The 14,681-nt window shown below is 45.6% G+C and carries 11 protein-coding genes and 1 pseudogene; 1 reads left to right on the top strand and 11 read right to left on the bottom strand.

The window, feature by feature from the left end:
• Positions 1–38: 38 nt before the first annotated feature.
• From AC6I8Y_RS06395 to AC6I8Y_RS06365, 7 genes are all read right to left on the bottom strand, one after another.
• Positions 39–512, bottom strand: coding sequence for a response regulator (locus AC6I8Y_RS06395; protein ID WP_128650052.1), 474 nt, complete (start codon positions 510–512; stop codon positions 39–41).
• Positions 499–1,824: an ATP-binding protein gene (locus AC6I8Y_RS06390; RefSeq protein ID WP_498021114.1), complete on the bottom strand. Its 1,326-nt coding sequence runs from the start codon at positions 1,822–1,824 to the stop codon at positions 499–501. Before AC6I8Y_RS06390 ends, AC6I8Y_RS06395 begins: the two co-directional genes overlap by 14 nt.
• Before the next feature lie 6 nt (positions 1,825–1,830).
• Positions 1,831–3,249 carry an SLC13 family permease gene (locus AC6I8Y_RS06385; RefSeq protein ID WP_128650053.1) on the bottom strand — a complete coding sequence of 473 codons (1,419 nt, stop codon included), beginning with the start codon at positions 3,247–3,249 and terminating at the stop codon, positions 1,831–1,833.
• 130 nt (positions 3,250–3,379) lie between these two features.
• Entirely contained in the window at positions 3,380–4,399 is a 1,020-nt protein-coding gene (locus tag AC6I8Y_RS06380; protein ID WP_498021113.1) for a YcjF family protein, read from the bottom strand.
• Positions 4,396–5,769 (bottom strand): YcjX family GTP-binding protein, encoded by a 1,374-nt coding sequence (locus AC6I8Y_RS06375; RefSeq protein ID WP_498021112.1) that lies wholly within the window; start codon positions 5,767–5,769, stop codon positions 4,396–4,398. Before AC6I8Y_RS06375 ends, AC6I8Y_RS06380 begins: the two co-directional genes overlap by 4 nt.
• A gap of 118 nt (positions 5,770–5,887) precedes the next feature.
• A complete protein-coding gene (locus tag AC6I8Y_RS06370; RefSeq protein ID WP_042477374.1) occupies positions 5,888–6,073 on the bottom strand; it encodes a hypothetical protein in 186 nt (61 codons plus the stop codon).
• Between the two features lie 98 nt (positions 6,074–6,171).
• Complete coding sequence (locus AC6I8Y_RS06365; protein ID WP_498021111.1) at positions 6,172–7,692, bottom strand: fumarate hydratase; 1,521 nt, start codon at positions 7,690–7,692, stop codon at positions 6,172–6,174.
• 205 nt (positions 7,693–7,897) lie between these two features.
• Between AC6I8Y_RS06365 and pabB the strand changes: the two are divergent.
• Positions 7,898–9,305, top strand: a pseudogene (gene pabB / locus AC6I8Y_RS06360) (aminodeoxychorismate synthase component 1).
• Here the strand turns inward: pabB and AC6I8Y_RS06355 are convergent.
• The 4 genes from AC6I8Y_RS06355 to AC6I8Y_RS06340 all read right to left on the bottom strand — a co-directional run bounded on the left by AC6I8Y_RS06355 (position 9,291) and on the right by AC6I8Y_RS06340 (position 14,645).
• Positions 9,291–10,997 carry an ATP-binding protein gene (locus AC6I8Y_RS06355; protein ID WP_498021110.1) on the bottom strand — a complete coding sequence of 569 codons (1,707 nt, stop codon included), beginning with the start codon at positions 10,995–10,997 and terminating at the stop codon, positions 9,291–9,293. The pseudogene pabB and the gene AC6I8Y_RS06355 sit on opposite strands and share 15 nt — an antisense overlap.
• A gap of 7 nt (positions 10,998–11,004) precedes the next feature.
• Positions 11,005–11,544, bottom strand: a complete 540-nt coding sequence (locus tag AC6I8Y_RS06350) for a heme NO-binding domain-containing protein (protein WP_394151876.1) — start codon at positions 11,542–11,544, stop codon at positions 11,005–11,007.
• 170 nt (positions 11,545–11,714) lie between these two features.
• Positions 11,715–12,656 (bottom strand): hypothetical protein, encoded by a 942-nt coding sequence (locus AC6I8Y_RS06345; protein ID WP_394151875.1) that lies wholly within the window; start codon positions 12,654–12,656, stop codon positions 11,715–11,717.
• Between the two features lie 27 nt (positions 12,657–12,683).
• Complete coding sequence (locus AC6I8Y_RS06340; protein ID WP_394151873.1) at positions 12,684–14,645, bottom strand: sensor domain-containing phosphodiesterase; 1,962 nt, start codon at positions 14,643–14,645, stop codon at positions 12,684–12,686.
• Between the last annotated feature and the right edge of the window lie 36 nt (positions 14,646–14,681).

The raw sequence follows: 14,681 nt of genomic DNA, 5'->3' as shown, positions 1-14,681 counted from the left end.
CTTGGTAATCACACGAGAAGTCATCGCAAACTTTGAGTTTAGCGCAGCCTTTCCAGTACGATATTTTGATCCAACTCTTCATGATACGGCTGATAGTCGAAGCCACGATCAAAAATATACGCTGTGACCAAGGAGCGCACACAACTGACCAGCTCTTCTGCCTTCCAAGGTTTCTCGAAATAGTGACTCACGCCTGCAGTGTTAATTGCGGTGATGGTGTCTGAGTGTGTCGCTTGTCCAGTAAGCAACACCTTTTTAGTCTCTTTAAAACGACTGTCGCGTGATAGCTCGGTCAAAAGCTCTACACCTGTCATACCTGGCATCACATGATCAGACACAATCACAGCAATGCTTTCACCATCGGCATCAAGGTCTTCAATGAGATCCAGCACTTCTTCACCAGACTCACAGTCTTCAATGTTTAGCCAGCTTGATAAGGGTTCAAGATCTTGAATGACGGCACTGAGTACCTCTCTTTGGTCATCAACACAGATGACGTTAAGCTTCTCCATATGCTTCTCCTACTGGTAACTTGACACGAAAGATAGTGCGAGTCTCATCGCTTTTAACCGCAATGGTCCCCCCTATCTCGCTGACGATTCGTTTTACAATTGATAGTCCTAACCCCAAACCGAATGAGAGACCACCTTTCTTAGTGGTGAAGTTAGGCTGAAAGATTTTTCTGCGTGTTGGCTCATCGATTTCAGGGCCGTTGTTGGCAATCGTGACCAAAATACGCTGATTAACGAACTTAGTTTGAATATTGATATTGGGTGCATCGGTTTGCTGAAGCGCATCACATGCATTCTTTAGGATGTTGCTCCAGATCTGAACATACTCCGTCGACGCACCTTTGATAAGTGGTAGCACAGCGGGCTGCATCCGTACCGAGACTCTTCTTAAATCACTTTGCAGCAGCGCAAGCGCTTTGTTAATTGTATCGTTGATATCTAGAAGCTCATCCGGTTCGCCATCAGTCCGACCCAGCTGTTTTACTGATTTCACGATACCTACAGTGTGCCTAGCGGCAATTTTGAGATCGTGAAGATCTCTACCCATTCCCCAGTACTTTAGGGCTTTAGAGGGGTCAGAAAGCCAAGATTCTGGCACCGCGTTATCACCCAAAGCTCTGGCGAGCTGCTTAGCAATATCTCTATCTAAGCGATAGTCTCGTTGAAAGCGCTTCGCAATTCGGCGAACTTCACTCGATGAGACAGCTTGTCCCTGCATAAGTCCTACATCAAAGTAGCCACTTACTTCAGGGTGAAGCTCTTCAAGCAGTTGAAGCAAGTCTTGCTGCATTCGCTCTGTTTTGCTGTTGACCACACCAATAGCGTTATTGAGCTCATGAGCGATACCTGCGGCAAGCTGGCCAAGGGTTGTCATTTGCTCAGCAGTATGAAGACGCTGCAGTGCTTTTTCTTTTGCTAACGCTTCTTGCTTGGCTCTTCGTTGACGCCGTGAGAGCTCATTCACCATCACGGGCATAAACTGCGCACTCAATGGACCGTATTGCTCAGGCTCGACCGGCTCGGTGTGTTTATCAATCCAAGCAAGCGTTACGTCGGTTTTTGCAATAACGGTTGATGACGCCACCCAAGTACCTGAGAAAAAGCTGTGTACACCAATGAATGCCCCTTGCGAGGCATTAAACAGTTTGGTGAGCTTGCCATCTTGGTCGCTCTCGAAATATCCCTCAAGCTCCCCTTCCAACACATAATAGAGTCGGTCATTGTGCGCCTCTTGACGAAGCACAACTTGCTCGGCATCGAAAGAGACCTGACGGCGCGGCTCTGAAAAATAGTGGCGAACCAATAGATCCATTGGCATTTACCCTATATGTCCTACCGCATGGAGGAGCCATACCAAGACAAAACTTAGCATCACACCAACCACACCCAAAATCACACCCACACGGGCCATCTGACTGCTTTGTACATGCCCCGTTGCGTGTGCAAGTGCGTTTGGCGGCGTACTGATTGGCAAAGACATGCCAAGTGACGCTGCAAAGGTTACCACCAAAATCAATGTCAGTTCACCACCGAGTGGTGTCAGTGATGTCATTGATGTGCCTAGTGCGGCCATAATCGGCATTAACAAGTTTGCCGTCGCTGTATGCGACATAAAGTTAGCCATTAACAGACAAAGGAAAGCAGCACCAAATAGCACCACATAAGGTGAGAATTCATCAAACGGAATACTATGAACGACTAAGCGAGCCAAACCAGTTTTATCCAGCGCTAGACCCAGCGCGATACCACCTGATACCAACCACAGTACATCCCAGGAGATCTTCTTAAGGTCTTCTTTATTAATGATGCCAGTTAACGAGAAGATAGCGACAGGAATCAAGGCAACCGTGTAAGAGTTCATACCATGACTCGACCCCATTAACCACAAGATAATGGTCAGAGCAAAGGTGACGTAAACCATGATGGCTTTTGGCGTTTTGAGGAACTTACCTTTAATCGAGAGCTCAATTTTCTTTTGGTCTGCCGAATAAAGAAAGTTAATCAACATCCACGCTAGCGCCATCATCACAACGACAAACGGTACGCCAAATGCCATCCACTCACCGAAGCTGATGTAGTTATCACCGACCAAGTATTTTAGTGCTATTGCATTAGGCGGCGTGCCAATGGGTGTGCCAATACCGCCAATGTTTGCTGCGACAGGGATACACAAAGCAAAGGCGATGCGTCCAGGGTCTTTAGGTCCAAACACCGCTATCACAGGCGTCAGAATCGATAGCATCATCGCTGTGGTTGCCGTGTTCGACATAAACATCGAGAAAATACCGGTAATCAGCATCAGGCCAAGCATCACAAACCTAGGATCACTGCCAAATGGTTTAAGCAGTACGCGCGCTAAGTTAACGTCTAGGCGATACTTAGTCGCGGCCATCGCAAGAAAGAAACCACCTAAGAACAGCATGATAATCGGACTAGCAAAGGTCGCCATGATTTCGTTGTAATTGAGAAGCTCACCGAAATGCGCTTGCCCTTCTCCTGACCTAAATAGATACATGCCTTTGTTAGAGACCAACAGGAGCTCGAGAACGATAATGACAACAGACGTGGCGTAAATTGGAATTGGCTCGAATACCCAGCAGAGTGCCGCCAATAGGAAGATGGCAATGACGCGTTGCTGAACTATGGTCAATCCTTCGAAAGGGAATGCGGATAACGGTAGAAGTAGTACGATCAAGGGGATCGATATCGGAATGATATACTTCAGATATTTTTGCATGATACTGCTCGTCCTGAGAATAGATTACTGTGAGCAGTATCACGCCACTATGCAGCCAACGACTTAGCGTAGGATCAAAGTTTCCTCATAAATATCATCAAGTTTCTTGGAATGTGATTTGAGTATCAATTTAGCTCAACTTGTTCTTCAGGCTTTCTACGACCGACTTTCTAATAGAACCTAATCTCGGAGTCTGCTCCTGCTTAAACGGTATAGGACGCATTAAGCTGATGGTCTTCAACCCTAGACGAGCCGTCACTAAACCTACACCCAAACCTTGTCCAGCACGAGCCGATAGTTTTTCAGCCAAGTTCATCGACAGTATGTCAGCGCTAGACTCAATGGCTAGTTCACTCGCACCAGCAATAGCAATGTTCACCAACACCAATTTAAACAGCTTTAACCTTGACCAATAACCCAACTCTACACCGTAGATCTCAGAAATATGGTCGATCATGCGAAAGTTTCGCCACGCGATAAGCAGCATATCGGCAATCGCTAACGGGCTGAGAGCGACAAGTATTGCTGCTTCTCCGGAGAGCTTAGATACCGATACCATTGCTTTCTTGTCTTGCTCGGTAAGCACCATAGACTGATACATATCCAGCACTTCAGCATCGCTATGGGCGCTATGCACACTGTTTTGCCAGCGATCAAAGGCTGGGTTTTCAGCAGGTATCTGCGCTTCTTGAGCCAGTTTTTGGCAGAAATTTTCGCCTTTACCCACAGCGTCATTATCCAATAATGCCTGCGCTTCTTCTTGAACCGAAAAATGGCTCTTAAGCTTGCGCAGCTTGAAGAGCTCTTTACCAAACGCGCCGATACCCATAACGGCAACACCAGTGACCAACGCTGACCAGCCCAACGAGAGGTAGTCACCCGTTGTCGCAGCGGTAATGACGTTGTCGATCGCCTGCCACCCCACAAGACCCGCAAACGCCGTTAAGAACGTGGTCGCAATCCAACCTTTCTTACTGCTACCACGTATGGTCTTTTCCAGCTGTTTTTCATCTTCTTGTTCTACCGAGCTTACCTCAACAGGAACAAAGGTTTGCTCAGGTTCAAACAGTTTTTGGCTGTTCATGTCCAAAGTTTGTTCAACGTTGGACAAATCTTCATTAAAGACTTTTCTGTTTTTCACATCACTCATCGAAGTTTGTCTCCAATCAAATACTGCATCGTTTTATCAAGACGAATATGACCACAAGGAGCATCCTGTGCACTTTCAAGAGGTCTAAATGAGGTAAACTCAAAGCCGTTTTGCTGCCAAAATTCAGGTTTTGGCAACCTAGCTGGCACATCACCCGGATACAGGGTTAGCGTTTGGTTTTCGAGCGTGGTGCCTCGCAGCGCAGGCGAGCTATCACCACCATTACCAACAAACCCGGCCTCAGTCGCTTGTATTGAAGCAACACTCATACAGCTCATTTCAATATTTTCAAATGCCGTCTCTTGCCACGCAGGGTGAACCATTTGCTGCAACAAACTCACTAAGTTGCCATGCTGGTTCGGTGTTACGTGGTCGGCCTTAGTCGCGGCAAATAGTATTTTGTCGATCCTCGAGGCAAATAAGCGTCTAAGAAGGTTCGACTGACCGTAGCGAAAGCTCTTCATAATCTGTTGAAGCGCTTGCTTCATGTCATTGAATGCTTCGTCTCCAGCCATTAAAGGCTGTAGACAATCCACCAGTACGATTTGACGATCAAAGGTTGCAAAATGCTCTTTATAGAACTGTTTAACCACCTTAGTTTGATACTCTTCATAGCGACGTTTTAGCATCGCGTAGCCGCTGCCTTTTTCAGGCTTATCCGTCGACGGCTTGCACGGAAAGAACTGCAGAACAGGTGCGCCCGCGAGTTCGCCGGGTAATACGAATCGACCCGGCTGCACCCAATGTAATCCTCGGTCTTTACACGCAAACAGGTACTCAGTGAATGTTTGAGAAATATCCGCGATAACTTTCTCATTGGCTTCTACCGCACCATCAAAACTATCTAGTGCTTCCAGCCATGGTTGTGCACATTCACTTCGAATCCCCGATAGATTGGCAAACTGAAGTTCACTCCACTCTTCGAAAGTAAGATCGAGCAACGGCAAGTCCAGCAGCCACTCCCCTGGGTAATCGATAACATCGATAAAAAGGGTCGACGTCTTACTCAATAAGCGTTTTGCACCTTTAGCTGGCTTGTATTTTACTGCTAGTCGGATTTCGCTGACATCTCGAGTTGGCTGAGGCCATTCAGGTGGCGTCGAGTGCAGTTGCGCCATCGCATCATCATAGGCAAAGCGTGGAACCATTAAATTCGACTGTGGTACTCGCTTCGCGCCGATAAGACGACCGTCCCTCGCACACTCAAGCAGAGGCAAGTTATCATGTGTCGAGGTATGAAGTAGCTGGTTCACCAATGAGGTGATAAATGCTGTTTTGCCCGCCCTAGAAAGACCAGTCACAGCAATTCGAACGTGAGAATCTAGGCTTCGATGCAACAAATCTGAGACTTCTTGACCAATGCGGTTCATTCAACTTACTCCAATACAAATAACGAGGAACAGTGTGCACTATACGAGATTAACCAAATATGAACAAAAAACCCCTGATATTATTCAGGGGCTTAGAGTATTCGGACGCTAAAAAATACTAATCGTCTTCGATGAGTTTGTAGATAACAAACAGAGCAATTTCCAGCAATACGGTCAACACACACGCCATGGTGACGTATTTTTCGTTGAAGATGCTGATCCCGTGTAAAATCAGGTCATAGCCAACAAAGAAACCCACTACTAGTAGTACTGCGATTTGTAATATTTGTATAAATCGAGGCATGTTTGCACTCTCCTTGGTTCTTTTTCTTCAGTATACGCCTGAATTATAGATAAAAAAAAGTGAGTATGTTTTCACACACTCACTTTTTTGAACTCAAACTAGGATGCGCTTTCCGCTTCCGCGATTTTCACTTTCCACGTATCTGGACCGATTTGGTGAGCATTCGCACCACTCGAATCCACCGCGACAGTCACTGGCATGTCTTCGACTTCAAATTCGTAAATCGCTTCCATACCTAAATCTTCAAACGCAACAACTTTCGCCTTCTTGATCGCTTTCGCTACCAAGTATGCAGCGCCGCCTACCGCCATTAGATAAACAGCTTTGTGCTCTTTGATTGACTCAATCGCCGCAGGACCTCGCTCCGCTTTACCAATCATGCCTGTTAGGCCAGTTTCAGACAGCATCATGTCGGTGAACTTATCCATACGCGTCGAGGTTGTTGGACCTGCTGGACCTACTGCTTCATCGCCTACCGCATCTACCGGGCCAACGTAGTAGATAAATTTACCTTTAAAGTCGACACCTTCAGGTAGACCTTCACCGCTTTCTAACATGCCTTGAATACGCTTATGGGCGGCATCACGACCTGTCAGAATTTTACCCGTAAGCAGCAGCGTCTCGCCTGTTTTCCACTCTTGAACATCGTCTTTAGTGATCTCATCAAGGTTAACACGGCGTGTGTTCTCACCCGCTTCCCAAGTAATCTCTGGCCACTCTTCCAGTTTTGGTGGCGTGAGTTCAGCAGGACCAGTGCCATCTAGAGTAAAGTGCACATGACGCGTCGCGGCGCAGTTAGGAATCATACAAACAGGCTTTGATGCTGCGTGCGTTGGTGCTGTTTTGATTTTAACATCAACAACCGTTGTGAGGCCGCCAAGGCCTTGTGCACCGATACCTAGCTTATTCACTCGATTAAAGATGTCTAAACGCAGCTCTTCTTCCGCATTTTGAGGACCACGGTCGATAAGCTCTTGAATGTCGATGTGCTCCATCAGCGATTCTTTTGCCAGTACCGCCGCTTTTTCTGCTGTACCGCCAATGCCGATACCCAGCATACCCGGTGGACACCAACCCGCCCCCATAGTAGGGAGTGTTTTCTCTACCCACTCGGCGATATCGTCAGATGGGTTTAGCATTACCATCTTAGTTTTGTTTTCTGAACCGCCACCTTTCGCTGCGATTTGAATCTCAACCTTGTCACCCGGCACCATGTTGATATGTACGACAGCTGGTGTGTTGTCTTTGGTGTTGATGCGTTTGCCAGCCGGATCTTTCAGTACCGATGCGCGAAGTGGGTTATCTGGGTTGGTGTAACCTTGACGAACGCCCTCATCGATCATCTCTTGCACGGTAAGATCGCTGTCCCACTGAACATTCATACCAATGTTCACGAAACACGTCACGATACCCGTGTCTTGGCAGATAGGTCGGTGACCCTCTGCTGACATACGTGAGTTGATTAAGATCTGCGCGATAGCGTCTTTCGCCGCTTGGCTTTCTTCCTTTTGATAAGCTTTGTCTAGGGCTTGAACAAAATCGAGAGGATGGTAATACGAGATGTATTGCAATGCATCAGCAACGGAGCTGATCACATCTTCTTTACGAATAACCGCCATTGAATACCTCTTATAATTTTAGCTTCCAGGGTGTCGCACTGTTTGGCCTGTCAAACCCTATCCGTTTCTCTCGAAACAACGAGGAAGTGAGTAAGTACTGCGATTGCAGCGCTTAACATCACTCACTTTAACCATAGTTTTATCAGGGCTAAATGTCCGACTTTTTGTTGTGAAAATATGATACTCTTGCTTTCCACTATGCGCCATGAGTGCGACAACGTTTCTGTCACAGTTTAAGCAAATGAACAAAAAAGAAAGCCAATCTATTCAATTCGTTGACCTACCTTACCAACCAGATTTAGCCAAACGATACTTCGCGTCCATCGAGCACCTTCCATGGGCGATGCTCTTAAAGTCTTCGACGCTCGAGCACGAGAATAATCGATTCGATATTTTAGTGGCGAATCCAGTGGCGACTGTGCAAACCTTTGGCGAGCAATCTCAAGTTACAGAAGGCGACCTCGTACGCTCTAATGAAGAAGACCCTTTCACTATTATCGATCAACTGGTGAAAGCGAAAATTGGCACGCAAGAACTAACGACCGACTGGCCTTTTATTGGTGGTGCGGTTGGTTATTTTGCTTATGACCTAGGAAGACGCGTTGAACGCATCCCGACGATTGCCGATCACGATATCAGTGCTCCCGATATGGCTGTAGGCATTTATGATTGGGCGCTACTCGTCGATCATCAAGAACAGAAGGCAGTCGTTGCTGGGGTTAATGTCTATGCTCAACTTGCCTGGCTAAAGAGTCAAAAGCCCAGCGAACGCACGCCGTTTAGGCTGAGTACCGAATGGCAATCAAACATGACGCAAGATGATTACCAACAGCGCTTCAACTCTGTTAAAGAGTACTTAGCGGCCGGCGACAGCTACCAGATTAACCTCGCGCAGCGACACTGCGCAGAGTATCAAGGAAGTGAATGGCATGCCTTTGATGTTCTAGATGAGCACAACCAAGCCCCTTTTTAGTGCATTTATCCGAACAGAAGATACCGCGATTCTCAGTATTTCTCCGGAGCGCTTTTTACAGCTTCATCATCGCGATATCGAAACCAAACCGATCAAAGGGACAAGGCCACGATTCAGTAATGCAGACAAAGACCGTCTCAGTGCCGATGAGTTAGCGAACGCGCCTAAAGATCAGGCGGAGAACTTAATGATCGTCGATCTTCTTCGAAACGACATTGGTCGAGTGGCGAAACCCGGCTCAGTAAAGGTTCCTAAACTGTTCGAGATTGAAAGCTTTCCCGCAGTGCATCATTTAGTAAGTACTGTCGTCGGTGAGCTTGATAATCAATACAGTGCCACAGATTTGCTTCGTGCCTGCTTTCCTGGTGGTTCAATTACAGGCGCGCCTAAAGTTCGCGCGATGGAAATCATTGAAGAGCTCGAGCCTCATAGACGAAGCGTCTACTGTGGCAGTATTGGATACATCAGCGCGCATGGTGTGATGGATACCAGCATTACCATTCGAACGCTGATTGCTACAAAAGGAAAAGTATACGCATGGGCGGGCGGAGGCATTGTTGCTGACAGTGTTTGTGACGATGAATACCAAGAGACCTATCATAAACTTGGCAAAATTCTGCCTATCTTAGATAGCCTCTAAGCCCCAAGAAGGTCCCCACTTCGCCAAAGTCTGAGTAAGGTCTTTGGCGGTATATGGCTTAGAAAGAATATCATCCATACCTACGTCGTAGCAGTTCTGTCGCTCTTCGGACGTAGTCCCTGCGGTTAGCGCTACAATGGGTTTTACATAGCTTGCATCTCGCAAGCGTTTGGTGGCTTCAAAGCCATCCATAACAGGCATTCTGCAGTCCATGAAGATAATATCGTATTCCTGATTGGTCGCATGTTCGACCGCCTCAAGACCATTGACGGCTAAATCGGGAGAGATACCCAATTTGCTGAGCATCTTGGTGATAATAACTTGATTCATCTTTATGTCGTCTACGACCAGGACTTTGAGAGATGACAAATCTAGCTCTGCGGCATTATCCGTCTGCACTTGCTCATTGGCCGCTTGTTGAACCGTCGTCTTAAGCGGCAAAAGAACATGAAATATCGTACCTTTGCCGAGCTCACTTTCAAGTGAGATAGTTCCCCCCATTAGCTCTACCAATCGACGGCAGATGGCAAGACCAAGGCCTGTACCTTCATAGTTTCGCGAACTCGACCTGTCGGCTTGGGTAAACGGCTGAAATAGTTTTTTCTGCGCGGCCGCGCTAATCCCAATGCCCGTATCGGAAACAGAGATATTTAGCCCGTTGTCGCCATTACTGACAACAACATCTACTCTGCCCTTATCGGTGAATTTAATCGCATTACCAATGAGGTTGACAAAGATTTGCGTTACACGCTCGAGATCGCCCTTTATCAGCCTTTGCTCAAAGCCATTAGACTTAATTACAAACCCTATCTGCTTTTCCTGAGCCTTGTGCTCAAAAATGCTTCGCAGGGTAGACTCCAAGCTTTTCCACGTGAAATCTGACTCAATGAGCTCCAGCATTCCTGCATCAATTTTACTGAAGTCTAATAGGTCATTAATGATCGATCGTAACAACTGCCCCGACTGACTGAGGTTGTGATGCAAATCTTTTTGGCTATCACTCAATCCGGTATCAGCAAGGAGTTCAACACTTCCTAGCAAGCCGTTCAGAGGTGTCCGAAGTTCGTGATTGATCATCGCTAAAAACTCACGAGTAGAACGCTCAGATGCCTCGGCTCGCTCCTTAGATTCGACCAAACGGATGTTGATGATTTGACGCGTTATCGAGCTAGAGAGCAACTCGCAAACTAAAGACATCTGACTACTGACAAAATCCATATCAAAGGTAGATTCATCTACGGCCAACTCAAGTTTCCCGATGACATCTTGCTCGAGTTCAATAGGTATGCAGGACCTGGCGATATCGTGTTTTTCTCCCAAGGCGAGATAAGACTTGGTTTGATATTGAGATTTTTTGAGTGTAGGTATCGGCTTGCCTGGTAACTCAATAGAACATGCAACATCATCACTGATTTCAGAGAGTTGATTAACTAACTCTATAACCAGAACATCATCAAGATTTGTGCGCAGGAAGGTACGCCCAAAATGGATTAGGATACGTTCTATTTTTTGCTGAAAATCTAAGCGCAAGAAACTCGCTTCAGAGCGAGCTTCCGTCTGTTTTAATGCAACCTCTAACTGCTGATTGGCATTAAAAAGCTCTAAGCTCTTCTGTTCCAGAAGAGCCTCTGCCGCTTTTCTAGCTGCTATCTCACGCTTCAGCTTTCGTTCTATGGCAGAACTACTAGGCATGTCATCCTCAGGCTAGAGTCAAATTAAAACGGACGACGCTACTATCTTCTGTTTGCGGAGTCATTTTTACTTTCACCGACTCACCAAAATGTTCAGCACAACCTTCAATCAAGCCCAGACAAACATGTGACATGCAACGAGCGCTCTGATAGTCCATTACCATGTCTGTTTCAGTCTCGCTAATAAAGTGAAACTTCGGTGGCTCAGCATCAGAATAGAGTTTCTTCACTTCAACATGAATATAATCCTCTACATGTCGAATAAACTGAAACGTAGACACGCTACTGCCGATACTCGCATTCTCAGGGATCGAGTTAAGTAATGTTTTAAATACGGTTTGCCCAAAGACTTGCTGCAGTGTAGCAGGGTCAATATTGGTCTTTTTACTCAAGTTAACAATGAGTTTGACGAGATCTTTGTGGTCGTAACTGCCAACAGCTGTATAAACCCCCTCATCTCCAGACATCTCCAGAACTTCGTCTAGGACATCCAAACCGAACTTCTCCTCAACCAATTCCATGAACTCGGTAAAGATAATTCCTTTCATTCACTTTCTCCATGCCAGCTAAGTATTCTAAATTGAGGTTACCCTTTAACTTAAAGTTTTAGGACAGTTCTCGACTGATTTCAAATATTGTTAGTTTTCAAACAATAAGTTAGGACTCAATGGAACTGCATAGCCCATAGAAAAAATTAAAACACGCATTATCGTTGAACTTAGTGAATTGAGTCATTATAGGCGCCCCCGCGACCAGACATAGCAGCCTCAGGATTGACTCGAGCGTTAATAGCAACGCAAAGGGCGACATGTTCAACCCCATCGCTAACCAGGTAGGCATAGGCATCGAGTTCACGGGAGCATTGACGGTTTAGATCGACAAACGATCCATCTCCTCTGGGCTCCAAGAATTGTTCGTCTTTAAGCGAGTAGACTCGATCAACAAAGGCTATTGGACTCGCTACATCTGGAATCATCGCTTTGAGTTCACTCTGATGAAAGCAGGCAACTTTGCTGTTTAAGCTCGATCTATCGGTAAAAATGCTATCAAAAATACCAGGCTCAACACACATGCTGGAGTGATGCTCCGACTCCTGTCCTACTTTGCTATATTTGAGCTTTAAATGGCATGCGGTACTATTTTTTCGATGTTCATGTGAAGTTCGTGGATACACTACAAGATAACGACTAGTTCGCTCGCACACATATCCGTTTTCTGACACTGTTGCTGACACAAGTTCCGACAGCCCTACATTTGCATACGAGTCAGAGGCATGTTTCTTTGCTATCGTTACCGGAATCATTACCGTTCCATCGCTCAATATGCTATAGCCCAAAACCTCTGGAGGTCTTACCCCGATAGCTAGCTCTTTAGGAAGTTCTAAAGCTTTCGTCACATCCAAATTACAGCAAGTTTTGAAAGACATATCTCCCAATGTACAGGTCAAAACGAGTTTGTAACTGGAAGCCGGGGTCGAGATGAACGCGTAAAACCCATTGCCAAAGTCTTTAAAAATGCCCTCCGGGTTTTCGCATAGAACTTGCTCGGGAGACAAAGCGTTCGGCTCTGAAAGTTGGCTCTTTAAAAACTCGCGATTAAACAGCAGCGCACCATTAGGTAGGCGTATCAGTAGAGCAGCATCTTGTCCTTCGCTGTCCATGTGAGCTCCAATTAAAACCACAAAAGGTTAATGTGTTCGACCCGAAGCGATAAGCTCTTGTTTCAATTGCTTTGAGCTCATCGGACGATAAAAGTAATAGCCTTGAATGTAATCAACATCGATCAGTTTAAGCGTCTCAAGTTCTCTAGCATGCTCTACCCCTTCAGCCACTACCTTAATGTTGAGATCATGAGAAAGTTGCCTCAGCATGTTAACCGCAAAGAATTTTTGCTTTATTTGGTCGATATCGGTGATGAACTTACGATCTATCTTCAACTCATCAAAATGGAAGTCACTAAAATAGGAAAATGAAGAGTTACCAGTACCAAAGTCATCTACGGCTATTTTCACACCCGATGAGCGAATCTTCTCTAAAAGATTGGAGTTATTGATGTTTTTTTCGAAGTAGGACGTTTCAGTAATCTCAATTGTCACATCTTTGTTTGAAACCGGTGAAGCGTTGATAAACTCATAAAGCTCATCGAGATGAGGTGAATCTGTATCGGCAATTGAACAGTTTAAAGAAAGCGTTAGTTTCTGCGGGACACTCGCATCCAAAACGAGAAACTCCTCAATCGCGCGTTCAGCCACCAGCATATCAATGGTGTTGATCATCTTTAGCTCTTCCGCCAGATGAATCATTTCTTGAACACAATAATCCAATTCGGAGAATTGGAATCGGCACAGCGCTTCTAACTTCACCACTTCGCCTGACTTGGTATCCACTATCGGTTGAAAATGAACATCGATTTGTTTGTTTTGAATCGCTTCTAAGAGCAAACTCTCTAGCTTTTTGCGGCGAATGCTCGCTTGGACGAGCACTTCATCATAGAAGTTGACGCTACTCGATTTTGAATCATGAACAAACATTGCTTGTACAGATTGGGAAATCACCTCATCCATACCGCACTTGTTAAAGCCATGAAGAGCAACACCTATCTGTCCATCAGATATGTCGTTAACTAAGTGGTCTTCTAAATATTTACTAAGCCCAGAGAAGAACTGCTTGATACATAGATTAATGGTAGCGACATCTTCAACATCATTTTCTCGTATTTTCAGTAACACAACAAAAGTGTTTCTACCCAGGTAACCAAAACTATCCGCATCATGGAAAGCTTTTAATGCAGCGAACACTTTCTGACAAGATTCCGCCTCTAGTTCACAGTAAAATCGAGGACGCAAACTTACAACTATGTACTTTCCTCCTTTAGAAGAAAGTCTCCTAGCGTTATTTCGAAACGCGACTTCATCCATCTCGTCTAAATTAGGCGCACTTGTCGAGTTTTGGACTCTGGGGTGTGCAGGCTTTTGGTGTTCGCCTAAAAATGTATAGATGAAGAAGCACTGATCTTTAGCGATTTCCACTTTCTTGATATAAACCATTTCAAGCGTAGAACGAGCATCTTTTGCTTTAGTTATTAGCGCGCCGCGCCATTTCGCTTCACGCTCAATACGCTTCTGAAAAGCCTCAATATGTCGTTTATCACTATGGAAAAGGTCAGCATCACTGATATCCCTTCCTAATAGAGAAATCGAAGATACGCCATGGTCTCGGCACAGTTTCTCGTTGGCAAATAAAACGCGATGCTTTTGATTGGTGACTAGAATCCCTCGAGTTGGGTCATCCAACACGTGCTCCAAAAGTTCGGTGCTGGCTAGGCGTGCTTCAGTATGTGAAAGCACCTCAATACACCCTTTTACGTTGTTGTCTAATATCAAATAGATTTCAAACTTAACGATGATTAGTTCACCTATTGTTGTTTCTAAGGCAATAGGGACAGCGGAAGGCGAACCCGTAAACTGAACGTCTCTTATCAAGGTTAAGATATGGTTCACACTGTCGATAGAGGGTGGATTAATATTAGACTGATTGGCATCGTAACCCAGCACATGTTGCCAAAATGCGCCCTTCGACACTTCGGTAGTGATGTCGTGTAAATGTTCCGACCAGAACAATTTTTCTGCTTCAGCCTGCTTAGATAGCATCTTGCTCTCTCTATTTTAATCAGCCAACAACGTCTT

The sequence above is a fragment of the Vibrio sp. KUL78 genome, assembly GCF_059725505.1.
Note: the sequence above shows the minus strand (reverse complement) of the source record. Positions and strands in the feature narration are given on the sequence as shown.